The organism is Saccharopolyspora sp. NPDC000359 (assembly GCF_040300525.1).
GTDB lineage: Bacteria > Actinomycetota > Actinomycetes > Mycobacteriales > Pseudonocardiaceae > Saccharopolyspora.
Map to the genome: position 1 here is coordinate 1 of NZ_JBEPDU010000053.1, position 19375 is coordinate 19375.

17 protein-coding genes are annotated in these 19375 nt (G+C 71.3%); 2 read left to right on the plus strand and 15 right to left on the minus strand.

Annotated elements, in window-relative coordinates; genetic code table 11:
• From ABT324_RS27320 to ABT324_RS27355, 8 genes are all read right to left on the minus strand, one after another.
• Positions 1-212 (minus strand): hypothetical protein (locus ABT324_RS27320; RefSeq protein ID WP_502949806.1); only part of this gene is annotated, 212 nt, incomplete at its 3' end.
• A 212-nt stretch (positions 213-424) separates the two neighbouring features.
• Positions 425-961 carry a type VII secretion system-associated protein gene (locus tag ABT324_RS27325; RefSeq protein WP_351183253.1) on the minus strand — a complete coding sequence of 179 codons (537 nt, stop codon included), beginning with the start codon at positions 959-961 and terminating at the stop codon, positions 425-427.
• 41 nt (positions 962-1002) lie between these two features.
• Complete coding sequence (locus tag ABT324_RS33440) at positions 1003-2685, minus strand: WXG100 family type VII secretion target (protein ID WP_502949807.1); 1683 nt, start codon at positions 2683-2685, stop codon at positions 1003-1005.
• Between the two features lie 39 nt (positions 2686-2724).
• Positions 2725-3324: a YbaB/EbfC family nucleoid-associated protein gene (locus ABT324_RS27335; protein ID WP_351183255.1), complete on the minus strand. Its 600-nt coding sequence runs from the start codon at positions 3322-3324 to the stop codon at positions 2725-2727.
• A 72-nt stretch (positions 3325-3396) separates the two neighbouring features.
• A complete protein-coding gene (locus ABT324_RS27340; protein WP_351183257.1) occupies positions 3397-4134 on the minus strand; it encodes a type VII secretion target in 738 nt (245 codons plus the stop codon).
• Between the two features lie 20 nt (positions 4135-4154).
• Positions 4155-4916 (minus strand): ESX secretion-associated protein EspG, encoded by a 762-nt coding sequence (locus ABT324_RS27345; RefSeq protein ID WP_351183259.1) that lies wholly within the window; start codon positions 4914-4916, stop codon positions 4155-4157.
• Entirely contained in the window at positions 4913-6553 is a 1641-nt protein-coding gene (locus ABT324_RS27350; RefSeq protein ID WP_351183261.1) for a PPE domain-containing protein, read from the minus strand. The genes ABT324_RS27345 and ABT324_RS27350 overlap by 4 nt, the downstream gene beginning before the upstream one ends.
• A 55-nt stretch (positions 6554-6608) precedes the next feature.
• Positions 6609-7007 (minus strand): hypothetical protein, encoded by a 399-nt coding sequence (locus ABT324_RS27355; protein WP_351183263.1) that lies wholly within the window; start codon positions 7005-7007, stop codon positions 6609-6611.
• 147 nt (positions 7008-7154) lie between these two features.
• Between ABT324_RS27355 and ABT324_RS27360 the strand changes: the two genes are divergently transcribed.
• Entirely contained in the window at positions 7155-9290 is a 2136-nt protein-coding gene (locus ABT324_RS27360; RefSeq protein WP_351183265.1) for an AfsR/SARP family transcriptional regulator, read from the plus strand.
• A 267-nt stretch (positions 9291-9557) separates the two neighbouring features.
• Here ABT324_RS27360 and ABT324_RS27365 read toward each other — a convergent pair whose 3' ends face one another.
• The 5 genes from ABT324_RS27365 to ABT324_RS27385 form a co-directional block, all read right to left on the minus strand.
• Positions 9558-10439 (minus strand): SGNH/GDSL hydrolase family protein, encoded by an 882-nt coding sequence (locus tag ABT324_RS27365; protein ID WP_351183267.1) that lies wholly within the window; start codon positions 10437-10439, stop codon positions 9558-9560.
• Between the two features lie 101 nt (positions 10440-10540).
• Complete coding sequence (locus ABT324_RS27370) at positions 10541-12814, minus strand: translocation/assembly module TamB domain-containing protein (RefSeq protein ID WP_351183269.1); 2274 nt, start codon at positions 12812-12814, stop codon at positions 10541-10543.
• Positions 12815-13094: 280 nt separating this feature from the next.
• The gene (locus ABT324_RS27375; RefSeq protein ID WP_351183271.1) at positions 13095-13865 is read right to left on the minus strand and encodes an amino acid ABC transporter ATP-binding protein; all 771 of its coding nucleotides are present in this window, start codon (positions 13863-13865) and stop codon (positions 13095-13097) included.
• Positions 13862-14701, minus strand: coding sequence for an amino acid ABC transporter permease (locus tag ABT324_RS27380; RefSeq protein WP_351183273.1), 840 nt, complete (start codon positions 14699-14701; stop codon positions 13862-13864). The genes ABT324_RS27375 and ABT324_RS27380 overlap by 4 nt, the downstream gene beginning before the upstream one ends.
• A gap of 80 nt (positions 14702-14781) precedes the next feature.
• On the minus strand, positions 14782-15570 hold the full coding sequence (locus ABT324_RS27385; protein WP_351183275.1) for a basic amino acid ABC transporter substrate-binding protein: 789 nt from the start codon (positions 15568-15570) through the stop codon (positions 14782-14784).
• A gap of 475 nt (positions 15571-16045) precedes the next feature.
• On the opposite strand from ABT324_RS27385, the gene ABT324_RS27390 reads away from it, so the two are divergent.
• Positions 16046-16810 (plus strand): endonuclease/exonuclease/phosphatase family protein, encoded by a 765-nt coding sequence (locus tag ABT324_RS27390; protein WP_351183277.1) that lies wholly within the window; start codon positions 16046-16048, stop codon positions 16808-16810.
• A gap of 90 nt (positions 16811-16900) precedes the next feature.
• Here the strand turns inward: ABT324_RS27390 and ABT324_RS27395 are convergent, their stop codons facing one another.
• A complete protein-coding gene (locus tag ABT324_RS27395; RefSeq protein ID WP_351183279.1) occupies positions 16901-18910 on the minus strand; it encodes a VanW family protein in 2010 nt (669 codons plus the stop codon).
• Between the two features lie 95 nt (positions 18911-19005).
• Positions 19006-19326 (minus strand): GroES family chaperonin, encoded by a 321-nt coding sequence (locus ABT324_RS27400; protein ID WP_351183281.1) that lies wholly within the window; start codon positions 19324-19326, stop codon positions 19006-19008.
• Positions 19327-19375: the final 49 nt, after the last annotated feature.

Consider the following 19375-nt stretch of genomic DNA (forward strand, 5'->3'; position numbering starts at 1 on the left):
ATCAACCAACCCACGCCCGCAGCGAGGATCGACCCGAACGGGTCCAACGCCATCGACAACGCATCCAGGCCGGTACCAACCGCACCCATCACACCCGACGCCCAGTCACCGGACTCGACAGCCTTCTTCGTCTCATCCACCGACTCCAGGATCGGCACACCACTGAAGCCCTGCGTCGAATCCTTCCGCTCCGCCACCAACGGGTTCGTCAAGGCCGCTCTCCCATCGTCGGCGTTCGAAGTGGACGGTGCTCGGGTCGTGCACCACAGGTCACCGAGCACGGTCCCCAGCGGTGCGCCCCGGGGCGACCACCTCGGGCGTGAATGCGGCGATCTCGTTGATCAGGGGTGCGTCCTGCCGCCCAGCTCGAGATCGGTGCTCGGATCGAGCATTGCTGTTCGGATCGGCGCGTGGGCCCTGGCTGCTACCCGCGGAAGCTGTCGCGCAGCGCGCTGGCGAGGAGGCGCATCGGCGCCGGCCCCTCCGGGTTGAGCAGGATGTCGGTACCGGGCGGCAGCAGTTCGAGCAGGCCCTCGGCCGTGACGGGACCCCAGAGCTCCACCGATGCCATGTCCCTGCGGTGCAGCGGTGCGGTCACCACGGCGACGCAGGGCACGTCGTCGGGAGCGGGGCCGACCAGCGGGTACCCGTCCTCGGACAGGGCGATCTCCAGCACCGCGTCGCGCACCGCCGGGATCAGCTCGTCGACCTTCGCGCGCCCCTCGGCGACCAGCCGGAGCACCGCGTCCACCGGGTCCGTCGGACCGGCCGGATCGGCCGGTGCGAAGTCGGGGTTCGGTTCGAACCGGCCGCGGCTTCCATCGGATGCCAGCGGCCAACCCCCGGCGATCGCGTGCGGTGGCGGCTGGTCGCCCTCGAACCGCGGCTGCCACGCCGGGTCGAGCAGCACCGCCCAGTCGTCCCGATCGCTGCCCGGGGTCGGGCGTGCTGTGTCATCCATGGACGTGATTCCTCTTCACCTGCTCGTCCCGCTGAACAATGCTAGAACTTCCTGAACTCGCCAGCGACGGGATTCCCGCTGCCGTCCACCCCGGGGGCCACCCCGTAACTGCTCGCGTCCCCGTCGGGCTTGCGGTACCCCGTCCCGGTGGGCGCGAACACGTCGCCCTTGTGGCCCGCGTTGTGGATGGCCTCCGCGGACGTCTGCGCCGCGGTCCCGGCCGGGCTCCCGGAATGGCAGGACATCTGCACGATCGGCCGGTTCGGGTCCGCCTTCGACGCCGCCTGGAAGTGGGAGTTGCTGGCCACCAGCTGCCCGTACTGGTCGCCGGTGAGCCCCATCTTCTCCCACTTGGGCGGCTGCCCGGGCGCAGCGGTGTTGACGTTGACGATGTAGCCCTTCCCCTCCGGCACGCCGTGCGCGTGGACGTAGAAGGGCTGCTTGCCCTTCCACGGCGCATCCGCCTTCGCCTCCGGGAGGTTCGGGTCGTTGCTCTTGCGGTTCTGGGTGTACCAGTTGTCGGCGTTGCGGTTGGGCTTGCCCGCCCAGCTGCCGACCTTCGTCGCGTCGTCCGACTTGCTCGGGAACGTGATGCCGACCGTGTTCCCCTTGTGGTCCTTCAGCGGAACCGCCTGCACCTGGTCCGGGGTGAAGTTGATCCGGTTCTTCCCGCCCTTGCCGTCGGAGATGTTCCCGGTCAACGTCGTGGGTTGCGGGGTGTTCCCGGCCGACTGGGTGGGGGCGGGGCCAGCCGGTGGCGTGGCGGAGTTCCCGCCGGTGGAGCTCGCGGTCGTCGGGCTCGGCGACGACGGCGAGTTCGTCTGCGGGATGGTGCTGCTGGGCGAGGAGTCGGCTTCCTCCCGCATGCCCCGGCTGTTGTCCGGGCCACCGCGCGGGGAGCCCCCGCTCGGAGCGTTGCCGCCCCGGCTGGGCGGTGGGGTCGGGGTCGGCTTCGGCCCGGTGCCGTTGTCCTTCTTGATCTTGTCGAGGGCCTTCTTGGCGTCGCCGAAGCCGTCCTTGAGCTTCTTCACCAGGTCACCCAGCGACTTCATCGCCTTGACCAACTTGGTCGTGACGTCGGCGATCTTGGACACCGTCTTCGTCACCGCCGTCACGACCTGCGGGACGACCCACGCCATCGCGATGCCCAACGTGGCCAGCACCTGCAGTGCCCACGAGATCAACCGACCCACCAGCTCGGCGATGATGTCGCGCACCATCGTCCGCACCGCCGCGACGACCTCGCCCGCGGTGCCGACGCCGCTCGAAGCGCCCTCAGCAGCCTTCTGCGCCGCCTCGATCAGCTTCCCGGTGTCCTCACTACGCTGCCGATACGCATCCGCAGCCTCCCCGGACCAGTCCGCGACATCGGCCTTGACCAGGTTCGCCATCTCGGTGTTGATCTCACCGAGCTCCTTGGCAACGTTGCCCCAGGTTTCCGAATGCGCCTTGATCTGATCCGCATCACCGGTCAACGCGTCCAGCGCGTCCGAAAGCGGACCCACGTGCTCCATCAACCAACCCACGCCCGCAGCGAGGATCGACCCGAACGGGTCCAACGCCATGGACAGGGCATCCAGGCCGGTACCAACCGCACCCATCACACCCGACGCCCAGTCACCGGACTCGACAGCCTTCTTCGTCTCGTCCACCGACTCCAGGATCGGCACACCACTGAAGGCCTGCGTCGAATCCTTCCGCTCCGCGACCAGTGGGTTCGTCACTTCAAGACTCCAGGGGGCAAGGGCTGCGCTGATCGGCGATCAGTCGCGCAGCGGGTCGAAATCGGGACCGAACTCGTCATCGTCGTCCTCGAAGGCCGGGCGCCTCTTCGGTGCCCCAGGCGGGTTCGGGCCGGAGGCGGGCGGGGCGGGCGGGGGCGGGGCCGGGGTCGGCTCCTCGTCCTCGGCCGGTCCGTCCCACTTGGAGGAGGCCTCGGGCTCGGCGGTCTCCTCCTCGGGTTCCTCGGGGAAGCGCTCGCGGAGGTTGTCCAGCATCATCGTGCGGGTTTCCAGGTCCTCGTCGCCGAGGTGGGCCGCCATCGTCTCGCCGACCCGGTTCGCGATGTCGGACTGCGCGCGGTGCATCGTGGACAGGATCTGCGCGGCCAGCTCGTTCGGCGGCAGCGAGCGGACCTTGTCGGTGAACTGCAGGTCCGTCACGCTGCCGTCGGCGCGCACCGTCACCTTGATGTGGCCGCCGTCGCTGGTCGCGGTCAGCCGCAGCTGCTCGGTCTCGGCCTGGATCGCCTGGTAGCGCTGGGCCTTCTCCTCGAAGCCCTTCGCCCACTCCTGGATCCGCCGCTCCGCTTCCTCCGGGTCGGCCCCGATCGCAGCGAACCCGCCTCGGCTCTCACCCGGCATTGCACAACCTCCATAGAACTCTTCTTCTGCGATCCGCCCCGAACTCCGGACGGCAGCGCACCACCGGCGCTCCTACGCCTCGGTGTTGCGGCGGTACTGCGTGGGGTCGATCGGCTGGCCGTCGTACTCGTCGAGCGTCGGCACGTCCCCCGTGAGCACCTCGCCGGTGGTCGTGCGGATGGGCCCGCTGTCCGCCGCGGCACTCCGGTACGCGTGGGCGGGCTCCGCCTCCTGCGCGGGCGCCGCAGCCCGGTACACCTGGGCGGGCTCCGCCTCCTGCGCGGGCGCCGCGTTCCGGTAGAACTGGGCAGGCTCCGCGTCCCGCGCCGGTGCCGCACTCCGGTACACCTGGGCGGGCTCCGCCTCCTGCGCCGGTGCCGCGTTCCGGTACGTCGCCTGCAGCGGCTCCGACCCCTGCTCGGGTGCCGAGGCGGGGACCGTCGCCCCGCCCTCCGGGCCACCCACGGGCAGCACCCCGCGCAGCGCGACGGACGAGTCGTCGACCCGGACGGCGTCGTCGAACTGGGAGAAGTTGTCCGCGCCCGCCTGGTCGACCTCCTGGTACTCCTTGGCCGTCTGGCGCACGTTGTCCGCCGTGGTGCTGACGCCCTCCTTGGCGGCCTTGAGCGCCTCCAGGCCCTCCTCCTCCATCGGGTTGATGATGGGTGGGAGGAAGGAGCACAGGAGCCCGTAGGCATCGTCGGACATCGCCTGCTGGGCAGCGTCGATCGCGGTGTCGAACCGGTCGCTCAGGCCGTCCAGGTGGCTGGCGTGCGCGGTCAGGTCCTCGGCTTCGACCTGGAACGTCATGGCAGTACCTCTTGGGCTCGTCAGTCGAACTTGGCCAGCACTTCGGCCAGCCGGTGCTCGATGCGGCGGTTGTCGGCCGGGGCGATGCTCAACCAGTTCTCCTGGCTGACCATCAGGTACCGGCCCTCGTTGGTGTCGAACCAGGTCACCAGCGTCGAGGAGCGCACCGAGCGGTGCGTGACGCCGAACTGCCCGCCACCGACGCGGGTTTCGGACAACTCGGCCAGCGCCGCGGCGTCCGGCCCGGACAGGCCCGCCCGGACCAGCGCGGTCTCGTCGTCGTAGTCCCCGCCGAACGGGTCGTCCTCGTCCTCTTCGAGTGCGCGGGTCAGCTGCTCCCTGGGCAGCGACAGCGCGCGCTTGGTGCCGGGGTCGGCGGGTGGCAGCACGCTCACCGCGGACAGCGCCAGGGCGGTGGGGCGGATCTCGGTGAGCGTCAGCTGGTCGCCCGCTAGCTGGGCCAGCACCCCGGAGCGGCGGGTGACCGCGGCCAGGGCTTGCACCGGCCCACCGACGTAGCCGACCACGTCCACCGAGGTGTCGTGGTCCACCAGCAGCCGCAGCAGCGCCGCGAGGTCCTCGTCGAGCTCGTCGCCCCTGGCCAGGCCCCGGTCGGCCAGCCCGCGGAACGCGTCGGCGGCGAGGTCGGCGCGCTCCTCCATCGTCCGGCCCACGCTGGGCACCTGCAGCGGGAACTGCGGACGCCCGTGGCCGAGAGCTCCGGTGACGAGGTCGAACTCGGCGGCGGTCAGCACGAAGTTTGGCGCGGTCGTGGTCATCATCCCTGGTCCTGCCGCTTCTTCTTCTTGCCCTCACCGATCACCGGCGGCGGCAGGTCGGCGCCGGGCACCTCCACGACGGGACCACCCTGGACGTACTTCGCGCTGCGTTCCTTGTCGTCCTCGCCGCGACCGCGCTGCGCCCCGGCACCCATCGGACCGGCGCCCATCCCGGCCGCACCGGGCTGGCCGGGCGCACCGCTCGCGCCCCGGGGGGCGAACCCGGCCTCACCCGGCCGCCCGGTACCGGAGGTCCCGCCGGGGGCGAGGTTGGACGAGCCACCACCGGCACCACCGGCGCCACCGCCAGCGCCGAGGCTGCCGCCTCCGACGCCACCACCGGCGCCCAGGCCGGGAACCGGCCCCGGTCCACCGCGGAACCCACCGGGTCCGCCACCGGGGCCCGTCGAGCCGGGGCCCGCGGGTCCGCCGCCGACCGGGCCGCCGCCCGGGATCGGCGGGATCTGGCCCTGCCAGCCGTTGCGGTCACCGGGCCGGTTGCCCGGGCGGTTACCGGGCTGCACCGGACCGGTGCCGTAGGGCACGCCGTCCGGGCTTTGGAACGACCGCGGCTGGTACAGGTGGTCGCCACCGCCGCCTGGTCCCGGGACGGGCGGCGGCGTGAAGCTCTGCGGGGTCGTGCTCTGCGGACTGGTGCTCTGCGGGGTCGTGCTGCTGGGGTTGAAGTCACCCAGCGGCGGCACGCCCTGCCCGGGGCCGTCGCCGAGCTTCGGCATCGGCATCGCCTTGGTCGGCCCGTCGATCCCACCGGGCCCGCCACCGGGTCCGCCGGGACTACCGATGCCGCCGGGGCCGTCGCCCAACTGCGGCATCGGCATCGCCTTCGTCGGCCCGTCGATCCCGCCAGGCCCACCACCCGGACCACCGGGTCCGCCCGGCACCGGCGCGTCCGGAGCGGCAGCGGCCGGGCTCGTGGCGCCGGGCCCACCCGGGCCCCCGGCGGGCGCCCCGTTCGCCATCGGCTTCACCGGCTCGTCCGGGGTGACGCCCTCCTGCCGGTTGCTGACCAGCATCCGCAACCGCTGCTCCTCCACCGGGTTCGGCGGCGGCGTGAAGCGCGGCGTCTCCGCGTCGATGGTGCGGGACTGGGCCTCCATGTTCGTCATGACCTGGACGGCCAGCTCGTGCGCGGAGGTGGCCTTCGCCTGGTGGGCCTGGATGTCGTTGGTGGCCTTGGTGAAGCTCTCCAGGTCGTTGTTCGCGTAGCTGGTCATCAGCGCCGCGGTCAGGTCCTCGCCGCCCTTGACGGGCTCGGGCATCTCGGTCTTGGCGACCTCCATCACCCGGCCCTGGGTGGCGATCCGCGCGCCCAGCGACCCAGCCGTGTCGCCCGCCTTGACGTTCCAGTCGGCGAGCTCCTGGATCGCGGCGCGCGCCGCGTCGGCGGCCTGCCCCTGCCAGCCGCTCTCGGTGCCCCGCACCTTCTCGGCCATCCGCTGCGCGGCCTCGCCGATGTCCCGGCTCAGCAGGTTCCACTCGTCGGACAGCTGCCCCACCCGACCGGGGTCGTTCTCGGTGTGCACCGCCGCGTAGAGCTCTTCGTGGCTGCGCGAGGCCCAGTTCTGCGTTTCGGTCAGCACGATGTCCGGTTCATCCGGACTGCTCTTCGGCTGGGTCATCTCCGCCCTTCATCCCCTCGACCGCGGCGGGCGTCCCCCAGCGACGCCCGACCCATCACGCGCGGTTGCCGAACTCGTCGGCGATCTTCCGGAAGTCGTCCGCGGCACGCTCGTCTGCCTGCTCGTAGGTGCGCATGGCGGCGTTGATCGCATCGCGCGCCTCCTCCAGGACCGCGCGGTACTTCGCCAGCACATCGCTGAAGGAGTTCTCGCCGCCCTGCGCGCGGGAGGCGAACTTCACCGCCATCGCCTGGCCCACCGGGTTCTGCCCGAGCGGCGCGTTCGCGGTCAGCCCGTTCGCCCGGTTCAGCCAGGCGTCCACTGTGGACATCTGCGCTTCCAGGGCGGAGCGGATCTGCTCACCGGCGGACGGGTCCAAGCGCAGGTCGTTGGACTCCACCGCCCGGCGCAGCTCCCTGATGCTCACGGCGGACCGGGCCAGCGTGCGAGTCATCTGGACTTCTTCGGGTTCGCTCATGATTCCCCCGGACACAACATCACCGCACTATGATCACAGGCGTCACCAACGCCGGCCCAACGTCTCGCCAACGCGATGGGGAAGCGGGCGAGCTCGTCCGACGGAGCCCCCGAACGAGAGCGGATGTCTTCTCCGAGAACAACACCTCAGCTGCGGATACGCCTGCTGGGACCCGTGGAGATGCTGCGGGCCGACGGCAGCGCGGTCCCGATCGGCGCCGCCAAGCGGCGCAGCGTCCTCGCGGCGCTGGCCGTCGACCTCAACCGCGTCGTCTCCGCGGACCGGTTGATGGACATCGCGTGGGAGGGCGACCCACCGCCCACCGCCAAGGCCGCGCTGCAGGGCCACGTCGCCAAGCTGCGCAAGGACCTCGGCAGCGACGTGGAACTCGTCACCCGGGCGCCCGGATACCAGCTGATCGCGCCGCGCTCCGCGGTCGACATGACGCAGTTCGAGGACCTGGTGGCCGCCGCCCGCAACGCCCCCGACGCGGAAGCGGTCGAGCTGCTGGACGCCGCCCTGTCCCTGCAACGCGGGGCACCGCTGGCCGACGTCGCGGCCGAGCGGCTGCGCCGGGAGGTCGTGGACCGGCTGGACGAGTCGATGATCAACGCGGTGCACGAGCTGGCCTGGCGGCTGCACCGGATCGGTCGCGCGGTCGAGGGGATCAACCCGCTGCGCGAGGTGGTGGCGATGCGGCCGCTGCGCGAACCCCTGGTGGAGCTGCTGGTCCTGAGTCTGCACCAGGCGGGCCGCCAGGCCGAGGCGCTCGACGTCTACCACGAGACGCGGGCCCGGCTGGCCGAGGAGCTCGGCGTCACCCCCGGTCCCGGCCTGCAGGCGGCGTTCCACCGGGTGCTCGGCGCAGCGGAGGAGCCGGACCCGGCCGCCGTCCCGGCGCAGCTGCCCCGGGAGAGCACCGGGTTCGTCGGCCGCAGCGCCGAGCTCGCGCAGCTCGACCGGACCCGCGACGACAGCGCGGTGCGGATCCTCACCGGGCCGGCGGGGGTCGGCAAGACCGCCCTCGCGCTGCGGTGGGCGCACCAGTCGGCCCGGAAGTTCCCGGACGGCTGCCTGTTCGCCGACCTCCGCGGGTTCGAGGACGCCCCGGCGGAGCCCAGCCACGTGCTGAGCGCCTTCCTCCGCGCACTCGGCGTCCCCGAGCTGCGCATCCCGGACAACACCGACGAGCGCGCCGCGCTGTACCGGTCGGTGCTGGCCGGGCGGCGGATGCTGGTTGTCCTGGACAACGCCCGCTCGGCCGCGCAGGTCCGGCCGCTGCTGCCCGGCGCCGGAGCCTCGGTGCTGGTGACCAGCCGGAGCAGGCTGGACACCCTGTCCGCCACCGCGGGCGCGGTGCAGGTCCCGGTGCCGCCGCTGAGCCGCGAGGCGGCGATCGGCGTCCTGCGGTTCGCGCTCGGGGACGCGCGGGTCGACGGCGAGCCGGAGGCCGCCGCCGAACTGGTCGAGCTGTGCGACCGGCTCCCGCTCGCGCTGCGGGTCGCCGGGGCCCGCCCCGCGCACCGCACGATCCGCTCGCTGGTCACCGCGGCTGGTGGGCGCCACCGGTTGGACGCGCTGTCGCTGCCGGAGTCCGGCGAAGGCATCCGAACCGCGCTGGCCGGCAGCTACGGCTGGCTCGACGCCGGGTCCGCCCGGCTGTTCCGGCTGCTCGGGGAGCACCCCGGCGACAGCATCGACTGTTTCGCCGCCGCAGCGCTCACCGGCTCCCCGGCGCACCAGACCTGCGGCCAGCTCGAACAGCTGGCCGCGATCCACCTGCTGAGCGAGACCGACCAGGGCCGCTACCGGTGGTCCGAGCTGGTCCGGTGCTACGCCGCCGAGGTCGCTGGGGCGGAGCCGCTGACCGAGCGCAACGCCGCGTTCACCCGGGTCCTCGAGCACTACATGCACATCGCGGACCGCGGCCTGCGGTACGTCGTGGACTCGCCGTGGCACCGCTGGGTCACGCCGACGCCCACCGAGCTGCCCGAGGTCCGGACCGCGCAGTCGGCCCTGAGCTGGTTCCGGGCGGAGGAGACCAACCTGCACCAGGTGCTCGAGTCGGCGATCACCCGCGGCGAGCACGTCCGGGCGTGCCACCTGGCGCTGTCGCTGGAGCGCTTCCACCACCGGCTCGGCGACCGCGATGCCCAGACCGAGCTCTCCCGTCGCGGCCTGGGCATCGCCCGCGAGCTCGGCGACACCCGGGCCCAAGCGATCTTCTCCGCCCACCTCTGCGAGGACCTCGCCTCGTGACGAACCACGGGGCACCCGACTCCACCGAGGTGATCCCACCGGAACCCGCCCCGGCGGGTCACCCGGCAGTACAGTTTCAGTTGAAACTGTAACCATGGGGCAAGCGGCGCAGCCGCTTCCACCCGGCACCGATCGCGGACGCAGGTGGCGGACGACGCGTTGTCGGGCGAGGGGGGATTCCGCAGTTTCAATTGAAACTGCGGACTTCGGCGTGTCGGGTGCCCGACACGCCGGTGGTGCGTCGGGGCCGATTTCAGTGAGGCCAGCTCAGTGGGAGTTGCGGTGGTTGGGCGAGATGGCCCGGGAGCCTGCCACGTGGTCCGCGACGACCTGCCCGAACGCCGCCATGCCACGAGCGTTCGGGTGCAGCGGCGCGGCCTCCGAGGTCGGGATGACGCCTTCGAAGTACTTGTCCTGCGGGGCCGCGCACACGTCGTGCCCCCGGCTCACCGGGCCCAGGTCCACGAACTCCGCCCCGTGCACCGCCGCCCGCTCCCGCAGCAGCGCGCTCAGCGCGTCCACACTGGACTGGACGTAGTCGGCGTCCCGCGCCCACAGCGGCTGCAGCGGGTAGCAGCCCCCGGGGCGCAGGTAGGTGCCGTAGCCGACGACCACCACCTGGGCGTTCGGCGCCCGGTCCCGGATCTCCGCCAGCATCCCGTCGACCTTCGGCACCAGCGCGTCGATCCGCTCCGCCAGCTCGTCGCGCCCACCCTCGGTGAAGCGGTCCGCGCAGGACCGGCCGACCGGTTCCGGCAGCAGGTTCAGGCACGACACCGCCGCCTGCACCAGCCGCACGTCGTTGCCGCCGATGGTCACCGTGACCAGGTCGGTGCTGCGGCTGAGCGCCTCGTACTGCGGCGGCAGGATGCCGTGCTGGCGACCCGAGAAGTCGTCGATCCTCGCGCCCGAGCAGGTCACGTCGACCAGCTCGGCACCGAGCCGCGCCGCGACGACCTGCGGGTAGTTCATCTCGGAGCGGAAGCAGAGCAGGTTCGGGTCCTGGTTCGGGATGAGCGGACCGGCAGCGGCGGAATCGCCCATCGCGACGTACTGGTAGCCGTCGGCCGCGTGCGCGGTCGGCGCGAGCAGGGCCGCCGCGGCGACCAGGGCGGACCCGAGCTGGGGGAGACGACCGATGCGGACCACGCGAACCTCCGTGCCGTGGCGGGAACTGAGCCGCACCTGATCTAGCACGGGAGATCCAGATCAGCCCGGTATTTCACCCGAAGATCGGGTGGCACCGCCGGTCACGGGTCGCGGCGGAGGGCCCTGGTGATGCCTGCGGCGACCGTGGTGGCCAGGACCCAGCCCGCGGCGATCAGCACCACCGTGATCCACTCCGAGTTGCCCTCGGCCCGCCACATCACGTCGTGACCGAGGTTGATGATCGGCACCAGCTGGTCCACCGTGTACAGGAAGGGGTTCCACACCGGGTGGTCCTCCTCGTTGATCGGCACCAGCTCGTGGAAGCTGAACCAGCTGGTCCCCGCCGCGGTCAGCAGCACCAGCCAGATCATCGCGCGCAGCGGCCGGAACCCGTAGCTCACCGTGACCAGCTGCAGCGTGCTCCACAGCCGCACCGGCCACCGGAACACCGGCCGCGTCGCCGCCGCGATCGCCTGGTAGCGGCGCCGCTGCTTCTCGATCAGCACGGTGACCGCGTGCTCCTCGTTGCCGTTGCCGCGGAACACCTTCGCCAGCTGGTCGTACGGCCCCGGCTGGTACCGGCCGCCCGAGTTGGCGCGCAGCCAGCTCAGCCGCTCCAGCACGGTCGCGCGGTCGGTCGGTTCGATGGTCTCGGTGAAGTTGTCATAGCTGAAGTCCTCGACGTCCACCCCGCCGGAGGCCGCCCACAGCTCCGAGTTGTCCGCGAGCAGCTCGCACTGCGCCTGCCGCAGCATGATCCGGCCCTGCGGCGCGACCTCCGGCAGCAGCGTGAACTCCTGCACGACCAGACCGAAGGCGTTGATCGCGTTGCGGCTGGAACCATCACCGAGGCGGCACCCCAAGAAGTTGGCCTGCCGACCGATCTCCGCGCGCCGCAGCTGCACCTCGCCCTCGGCCAGGAACGGCTTGGCGCCCGACGCGCACACCAGGTCGCGCGCGATCTGCGCGGCGCGCAGGTCCACCGACGGCTTGTAGGCCATCTTGTGCCGGTGCCAGGCGGGTTTGGTCAGCTGCGCAGAGCGCAGGTCGACGTTGGCACCGATCCGGGCGCCCTGCAGCTGCACCGAGCCCGAGATGTCGGTGTCCCGGCAGTCCAGGTTGCTGCCCACGTTGATCCGGCTGGCCTGCACCACGTCGGTGCGCGGACCGCGCAGCCGCGCCCGGTTCAGCTGGAAGCTCCCGGCCACCACGACGTCGACCATCCGCACCTGCCCGTGCAGGTCGACGCGCGAGGCGTCCACGTTGCCCTGCACCTCCGTGCCGTCGATGTGCAGCGCGCGCAGGGGCTGCTCCACCGCGGCCTTCGCCGACCGCGACCAACCCAGGTCGATGTTCGCCCCGGCCATCCGCAGGTCGCCGCCGATCCGCGCGCTGACCATCCGGATCGTGCCGCCGCTGCGGAACCCCTGGTCGATCTGCACGTCCCCGCGGATGTCGCCGCGGTCGACGATCAGCGTGCTGGTCGGGTCGTCGTGCTTGGAGTCGCCGCGCCGCGGCGGCATCACCCCCGGTTCCAGCACCGCGTCCCGCAACCGGACGTCACCGGAGATGTGCGCGCTGGGCAGGAACAGCACCCCGGCGACGCTGAACGGCCGCTGGCTCGTCGGGTCGACGTCCAACCGCAGGCTGCCGCCGATCTGGATCCCGTTGGCGTTCAGTGCGTACCGGCCGCGGTTGCGCAGCGCGCCACCGGAGAGGGTGAGGTTGCCGCCGACCTTCGCGCCGGGGATGCGGATCTCCCCGGAGGTCTGCAGCCGCAGCCCGATCAGCGCGCCGGTCACCGCCAGCCGGTCGCCGTAGACGGCGCGGCCGCCGGGGTTGCGCAGCTCGCTGTCGTTGAACAGCAGGGACCCGCCCAGCTGCGCGTCCGCGAGGTCGATGCCGCCGGTGCTGGTGCAGTTGCGCAGCACCGTGTCGTTGCTGGTGGTGAGGTTGCGGGCGTTGAGGCCGGGCAGTCGGCAGTGCCAGAGCACCAGCCCGGCGATGGAGGCCTGCCGGAGGTCGGGGACGAGTTCGAACCGGCAGCGCACGAACTCCAGCAGGTACGGCAGGTCGGTGGCGCGCAGGTCGAGGCGGCCGGTGATGACCGCGTTCTCGATGGCGATGACCGGTTGCTGGCCGGTGCGGCGGGCGAACGGCCGCCAGCCGGTCTCCTCCAGCGACTCCACCAGGCGGCGGCTGAGGTACTCGCCGCGGATCACCCGTTCCGGGTCGTGGTTGACGGCGTGCACGTTCAGCGGTGCGCCGGTGTGCGGAGCTGCGCGGTCACCTCTGCTCTGCCGCAGCAGCTCCTCGAACCGCTGCTCAGCAGCGGTCAGCGGACCGTTGCTCTCCCACGGCTTCACCACCGCCACGTGTTCCCCCGACCGTGTTGCGTTCCGTTGCTCCACACGAAAGGTAGTCGATCAGCTACCTCGATGACTCCGACGTGCGATCACGGCGGGAGGTTGCGAACGGACCAGCAGTGCAGCCGGATGGCCTAATCGGACGTTCCACGTGAAACCGCGGAAAGCGACGAGCCCCCGGCGCACCGGTCAACCGGCACACCGGGGGCGGCAAGGGTTTCCGCCGTGCTGGGGGCGTCTTCCCGTGGTGCCAGTGGGGATCAGACGCCTGATCTCCACTGGAACCGCATCACTCCACGGGGGCCTCGGGGTGGGTGTGGGTGGGGTCGAGTACCCGGGCCAGGAAGGTGCGGGTCCGCTCCTCCTTCGGGTTGCCGATGACCTCGGACGGCGGGCCCTGCTCGACGATCCCGCCGCCGTCCATGAACAGCACCCGGTCGGCGACCTCGCGGGCGAACTGCATCTCGTGCGTCACCACGAGCATCGTCATGCCCTCGTCGGCGAGCTCGCGCATCACGCCCAGCACGTCACCCACCAGCTCCGGGTCCAGCGCCGAGGTCGGCTCGTCGAACAGCATCACCCGCGGGTTCATCGACAGCGCCCGCGCGATCGCGACCCGCTGCTGCTGGCCGCCGGAGAGCTGCGCGGGCATCGCGTCGGCCTTCTCCGCCAACCCGACCCGCTCCAGGTTCTCCCGCGCGACCTGCTCGGCGGTCGCCTTGTCCCGCCTCAGCACCTTGCGCTGCGCGACCGTCAGGTTGTCCAGCACGTTCAGGTGCGAGAACAGGTTGAACTGCTGGAACACCATGCCCACGTGCCGCCGCGCGCCGTCCAGGTCGGTGTCCGGGTCGGTGAGCTCGGTGCCGTCCACCACGACCTTGCCCGCAGTCGGCTCCTCCAGCAGGTTCACGCAGCGCAGCAGGGTGGACTTGCCGGACCCGGACGGTCCGATCACGCACACCACCTCACCGCGCTCGACCTGCAGGTCGATGTCGCGCAGCACCTCCAGGTCACCGAAGGACTTGCCCAACCCGGACAGCTCGATCACCACGTCGCTCATGCCGCTGCACCTCCGCTCTTGGTCCGCGCCCCGCTGCCGTACTTGCGCTCCAGCAGGTTCGACACCCGGGAGAGCGGGATGGTGATGATCAGGTAGCAGAGCCCGGCGATGAGCAGCGGCGTCAGCGACGCGTACTCGTTGAGCGCCGCCCGGCCGTACTTGGCCAGCTCGTACTCGTTGCTGGCCAGGCCGAGCAGGTAGATCAGCGAGGAGTCCTTGGTCAGCAGGATCAGCTCGTTGGTCAGCGGCGGCAGGATGATCCGGAACGCCTGCGGCATCACCACCGTGATCATGGTCCGGCCGGTGGACATGCCGAGCGAGCGCGCCGCCTCGACCTGCCCCTTCGGCACCGCCTGGATGCCCGCCCGGATGGTCTCGGCCATGTAGGCGGCGCCGACCAGGCCGAGGGCCAGCATCGCGGTGGAGTAGATGTCGAACCGCAGCTGGAAGGCGATCGGCACGCCGAAGCCCAGCGCGATGAACACCAGCAGCGCGGGCAGCCCGCGGAACAGCTCGATGTAGCCGGTGGCGATCCACCGGTAGGGGCCGACCGGCGACATCCTCATCAGCGCCAGCACGATGCCCAGCCCGAGGCCGAAGGCGAAGCCGAGCGCGGTGTAGATGATGGTGTTCACCAGCGCGGTGGTGATCACCTCGGGGAACTGCGCGACCGCCACGTCGACGTTGAAGAACGCCCGCGCGATCGAACCCCAGTCCGCGATCACGGCCAGCACGACGAGGACCACGACCAGCACCGCGTACTGGATGCCCCGGTTCAGCCTCGCGCGCTGCCGCCGCCCCAGTCCCGACTTGGGTCGCTCGGTGTCGGTTGTCATGAAGTCTCCTGATCAGTGTTCGGGGTCGGCGGTTGGAGCATCCGCCGACCCCGCTGCTGAGAACTCGAAGAGCGCCGAGCTCACTCCGGCTTCTTGCCGAACCACTTCTCGTAGATCCTGTCGTACTCGCCGGTGTCCTTGAGCTTCTTCAGGGCGGCGTTGACGCGGTCCTTCAGCGCGGTGTTGCCGGTCGCCACCCCGATGCCGTACTGGTCACCGGTGGTGAACTCGGTGGTGATCTCCACCTCCGGGTTGTTCTTGACGAAGTCGGCCAGCACGCTGTTGTCGTTGACCGCCGCGGCGACCTGGCCGGTCTGCACCGCGGTCACCGACAGCGGCAGGTCCTCGAACTGCACGACCTCGTAGCCGTTGGCGTCCTTGTTCTCGTTGGCGTAGGTCTCGCCGGTGGTGGACAGCTGCACGCCGAGCTTCTTGCCGCGCAGGTCCTGCAGGCTGCGGATGTTCTCGCCCTTCTTGACCAGCAGCGCCTGGGTGGCCTCGAAGTACGGGTCGGAGAAGTCGAAGTTCTCCTCGCGGGCGGGGGTGATGCTCATGGCCGCGGCGGCGACGTCGCAGTGCCGGGTGTTCAGGTCCTCGCCGGACTGGATGCCCTCGAAGGGGGTGTCCACGATCTCCTGCCGGAGGCCCATGTCCTTGGCGATCGCGTCGACCAGGTCGACGTCGAAGCCGACGATCTTGCCCTGGTCGTGGAACTGGAAGGGCTTGTAGTCCATGTGTGTGCAGGTGGTGAGGACCCCGGCCTTGATCACCTCCACCCCGCCGTCCGCGGTGCCGCCGCCGGCGGTGGTGGACTCGGCACAACCCGCCGCGGCTGCGGTGGCGAGGGCGAGAGCGGGCAGCAGAGCCATCGCTCGAAGTGTTCTCCGACGCGCCACGATGTCACTCCTAGTAGGTGAGGACCTGAGTTCTCGAATGGTGCCACCCGATCGGGCGTAATCCCAGTGCCGAATGTTGCGAAGCCATCAAAATCCTCCGGTCGTCCCGCGCGCAGTCCGCACCAAGACCGGCAAACCTGGCGGTGCAGCGCCGGGGTGACGAGAAGAATTCCGCCGAACCTCCCACCTTCCCGTGGGTCATTTGCCCACCTCCACCGGATGCCCCTCAGTCTCATGTGGTGCGCGCCACTGGTCAACAGGGGATTCCGTCCCGTTCGCACCCCTCGCGAAGATCACTCTCCGTGCGCAGATCAACGGCAACCGTGAACCCGCGCCCCGGTGTCGAGAAGTTGCCACTAGCCCATCCAGCGGTCGAGGGGATATCCGCAGGTGAGCAGACTGCGACGGGTGTCGAGCCGTTCGGCTCGAGAACCCGAAGGAGGTCACGATGTTGCGTCGTTCGACCGTGCTCTGGTTGGTGGCCGCGCTTGCGGCAGCCGTCGCCGCGGTGGTGCCCGCGGCGCACGCGCAGGCACCGGCCGCCCGATCCTTCGACGTGCTCCAGCTCAACCTCTGCCACAGCGGCGACGCGCCCTGCTCCGCGGCGGGGGCGGTCGACGCCGCGATCCAGGCCATCCACCAGCGGCGACCGGACGTGGTCACGCTCAACGAGGTCTGCGCCTCCGACATCACCCGGATGACCACCGAGACCGGCTACCGCTGGGAGTTCACCCCGGTCGGTGACGCGGGCACCGGCGAACCGGCCCAGTGCCGGGAGGGCCGCGGCGACTTCGGCGTGGCGATCCTGACCCACCCCGACGTCGGCGCCCCGGGCCAGCCGGTCGAGCAGCAGTTCACTGCGCAGGACCCCAGCGGCGTGCAGCGCGTGCTGCTGTGCGTGCCGTACTCGCAGGTCGCCGCGTGCACCGCGCAGCTGTCGGAGGCCGACGGCCAGGTGGCGGCGGACCAGTGCCACGAGCTGACCGGTGTCGCGACCGCGCTGGGTGCGCAGGCGGTACTGGGCGGCGACCTGGGCCTGGTCGCCGGGGGCGCCCCCGACGTGCGGACCTGCGTGCCGGAGGGCTGGTACCGCGCGGACGACGGCAGCGTGCAGCACGTCTTCGCGATGGAGAGCTTCCACTTCGAAGGCGCGGAGGTCCTGCCGATCGACGGCACCGACCACCCCGGCCTGCTCGTGCGGACCACCCGCTGACCCCGCAGCCGCAGTGCGGACTGCGGATCAACGAACCGAGGGGACCGCAGTTCCAACCGGAACTGCGGTCCCCTCGGTGGTCCGGAGCGGTCAGCGCGGCGGCGGGGCGCCGCAGTGGATGATCGGCTGCGGGTTGTAGCGCGTGCGCTGGGTCTCGGTGCGGGTCTGGCCGGTGCTCAGGTCCCGGATGGTCCGGGTGTCGGACACCGTGAAGCCCGGTGCGCCCTTGCTCGGGCTGCACGGCTCGCCCGGGGGCACGACCTTCTCCGGCGGCGGCGTGTGGTTGGTCCGCTCGCCGGTCTGCGAGGACACGTCGAACTGCTTGGTGCCCCACAGCTTCACCGTGATCGACGACGACGTCCAGTGCGTGGTGATCATGATGCCGCTGTTGGACACGTTCTTGAACTTCACGTCGATGACGCTCGCGCCGTTGGGGCTCTGGAACACCGTGGCCTCGCGGCCCGCCGGGTAGCGGCTGATGTAGTAGCTGTGCGCCTTGTGCTCGACGTCCTTCATGCCCGCGAAGTACGAGGCGTTGTACAGCGTGGTGGCGAACTGCGAGATGCCGCCGCCGACCGCGCGCCCGGGTCGGCCGTCCTGGATGATCCCGGACTCCACGTAGCCCTGCGCGGTGCCGCGCGGACCGGTGTGGCCGTTGAGGCTGAACGTCTCACCGGGCTTGATGATCGCCCCGTTGACCTGCTCCGCGGTGCGCCGGATGTTCACGCCGGAGGCGGTTTCGAAGCCCCCGGTGGTGAACTCGCCGACCACCTCCTTGATGCCGAGCTGGTTGGCCTGGTCGGTGGTGAACTTCGCCGGCTGGTGCTCGTAGAGCGCCTGCACCGAGCGGTCCTTCGGCGCGCGCAGCACGTCCATCAGCCGCGCGAAGCTCTTGTCCCAGTTCACCCCGATGCCGTCGGTGGAGGGCTTGACCACCGGCTTGCCGCCCTCGAGCACGATCTCGGCGTCCTTGCCGGGCTTGATGGTGTCGGCCAGCTGCGGTTCGACGGCGCCGATCACGGTCGGCAGGTCGATGCTGGCCTTCAGCCCGCCCTCGGCGCCCGGCTCGAACCGCAGCGCGGCCGCGATCGCTTCGGGCTCCAGGGTCGCGTCCTTGCCCTCACCGCGCACCGTCACCGGCGACTCCACCGCGGGCTCGGCGATCTCCCGCAGCGCCCGCTGCACGCCTTCCTCCGTGGTGCTGACCGGCTTCTCGGTGTACGGCAGCCGCACCGGCCCGTCCTCGGCCCAGTGCACCAGCACCGCGTCGGTGGCCCGCTGCACGTCGATGAACTGGCCGGTCACCGGCTCGACCGCGACCGGCTTGGCGCCCTCGAAGCGGATGGTGCCCTCGGCGGGCTCCCGGTCCAGCTGCGGCCGGGTCTGCTCCAGCGCCGCCACCAGGTGCTCCCGGTCGCCGTGGCTGACCGGCGCGACCTCGCGGGTGGTGAACAGCGAGGACAGCCGGGTGAACGGGTTCAGCGGCTGCTCCCCGGCCTCCTCCACGGTCGCCGTCCAGTCCATCTGCAGCCCGGCGTCGGCCGGGTTGATGGTCGCCGAGCGGTCCCCGACCTGCAGCTGCACCGGCTCGTCGAGGCCCGGTCCGATCTCGGCGCGCAGCGCGTCCTCGGCCGCCGCGGGTTCCAGGCCGCCGATGTCGACCCCGGCGACCACCGTGCCGCGCGGCACGGTTCCGCTGGTCAGGGCCAGGTCGCCGACGTAGAGCAGGGCCAGCGCGCCGACCACGGCACCGGCCGCGATCCCGGCGCGGATCAGGCCGCGCTTCTTGCGCTCGGCACCCTGCTGCGGCGGGACGACCGCGCTCCAACCGGTGGTCCCGGCCTCGACCTGCGGAATCGCCTGGGTCTCGCCGATCGGGAAGCTGCTGAAGTCGGCGGGGAGCGCGGCGATCTGCGCGGTGCGCTCGGCGTCCGACTCGGGCTGGATGCGCTGGGTGCTCTCGTCCGCCGCGGGCACCGGGGGGATCCGGGTGGTCTGCTCGACCTCGCTCTCCGGCTGGGCCGAGGGCTGGTCCGAACCGGTGCGGAACCGCTCGGTGGACGGGTCCGCACCGCTGTGGTGGTCGTGGTTTTCCGGCACCGCTTCCCCTTCTCCTGTCGGTCCTGCGGTGGGGGCGCCAGGAGTCCGTAGCTCCTGCGTTTCGACGGCCGTCGCGCCGACCGGGGGTTGGGCGTCTACAGGTACAGCCCGGTGCCCTGCTCGGTGCGCTCGCTGGCGACCGCGTGCAGGTCCCGCTCGCGCATGACGAGGTAGGCCTGGCCCTGGACTTCGACCTCGAACTGCTCGTCGGGGTTGAAGAGCACCTGGTCACCGACCTTGACGGTGCGCACGTGGCTGCCCACGCCGAAGACCTCGCCCCAGACGAGCCGCTTGGCCACCTGGGCGGTCGCCGGAATCACGATGCCGCCGCTGCTGCGGCGCTCCCCGGACTCCGGCGAGATGCGCACCATGACCCGGTCGTGCAGCATCTGGATTTCGAGCTTGGCATCGGTCACCCGAAAAGTTTACTCGCCACCGCCCGATGACCGACCGCCCAGGGCCGGT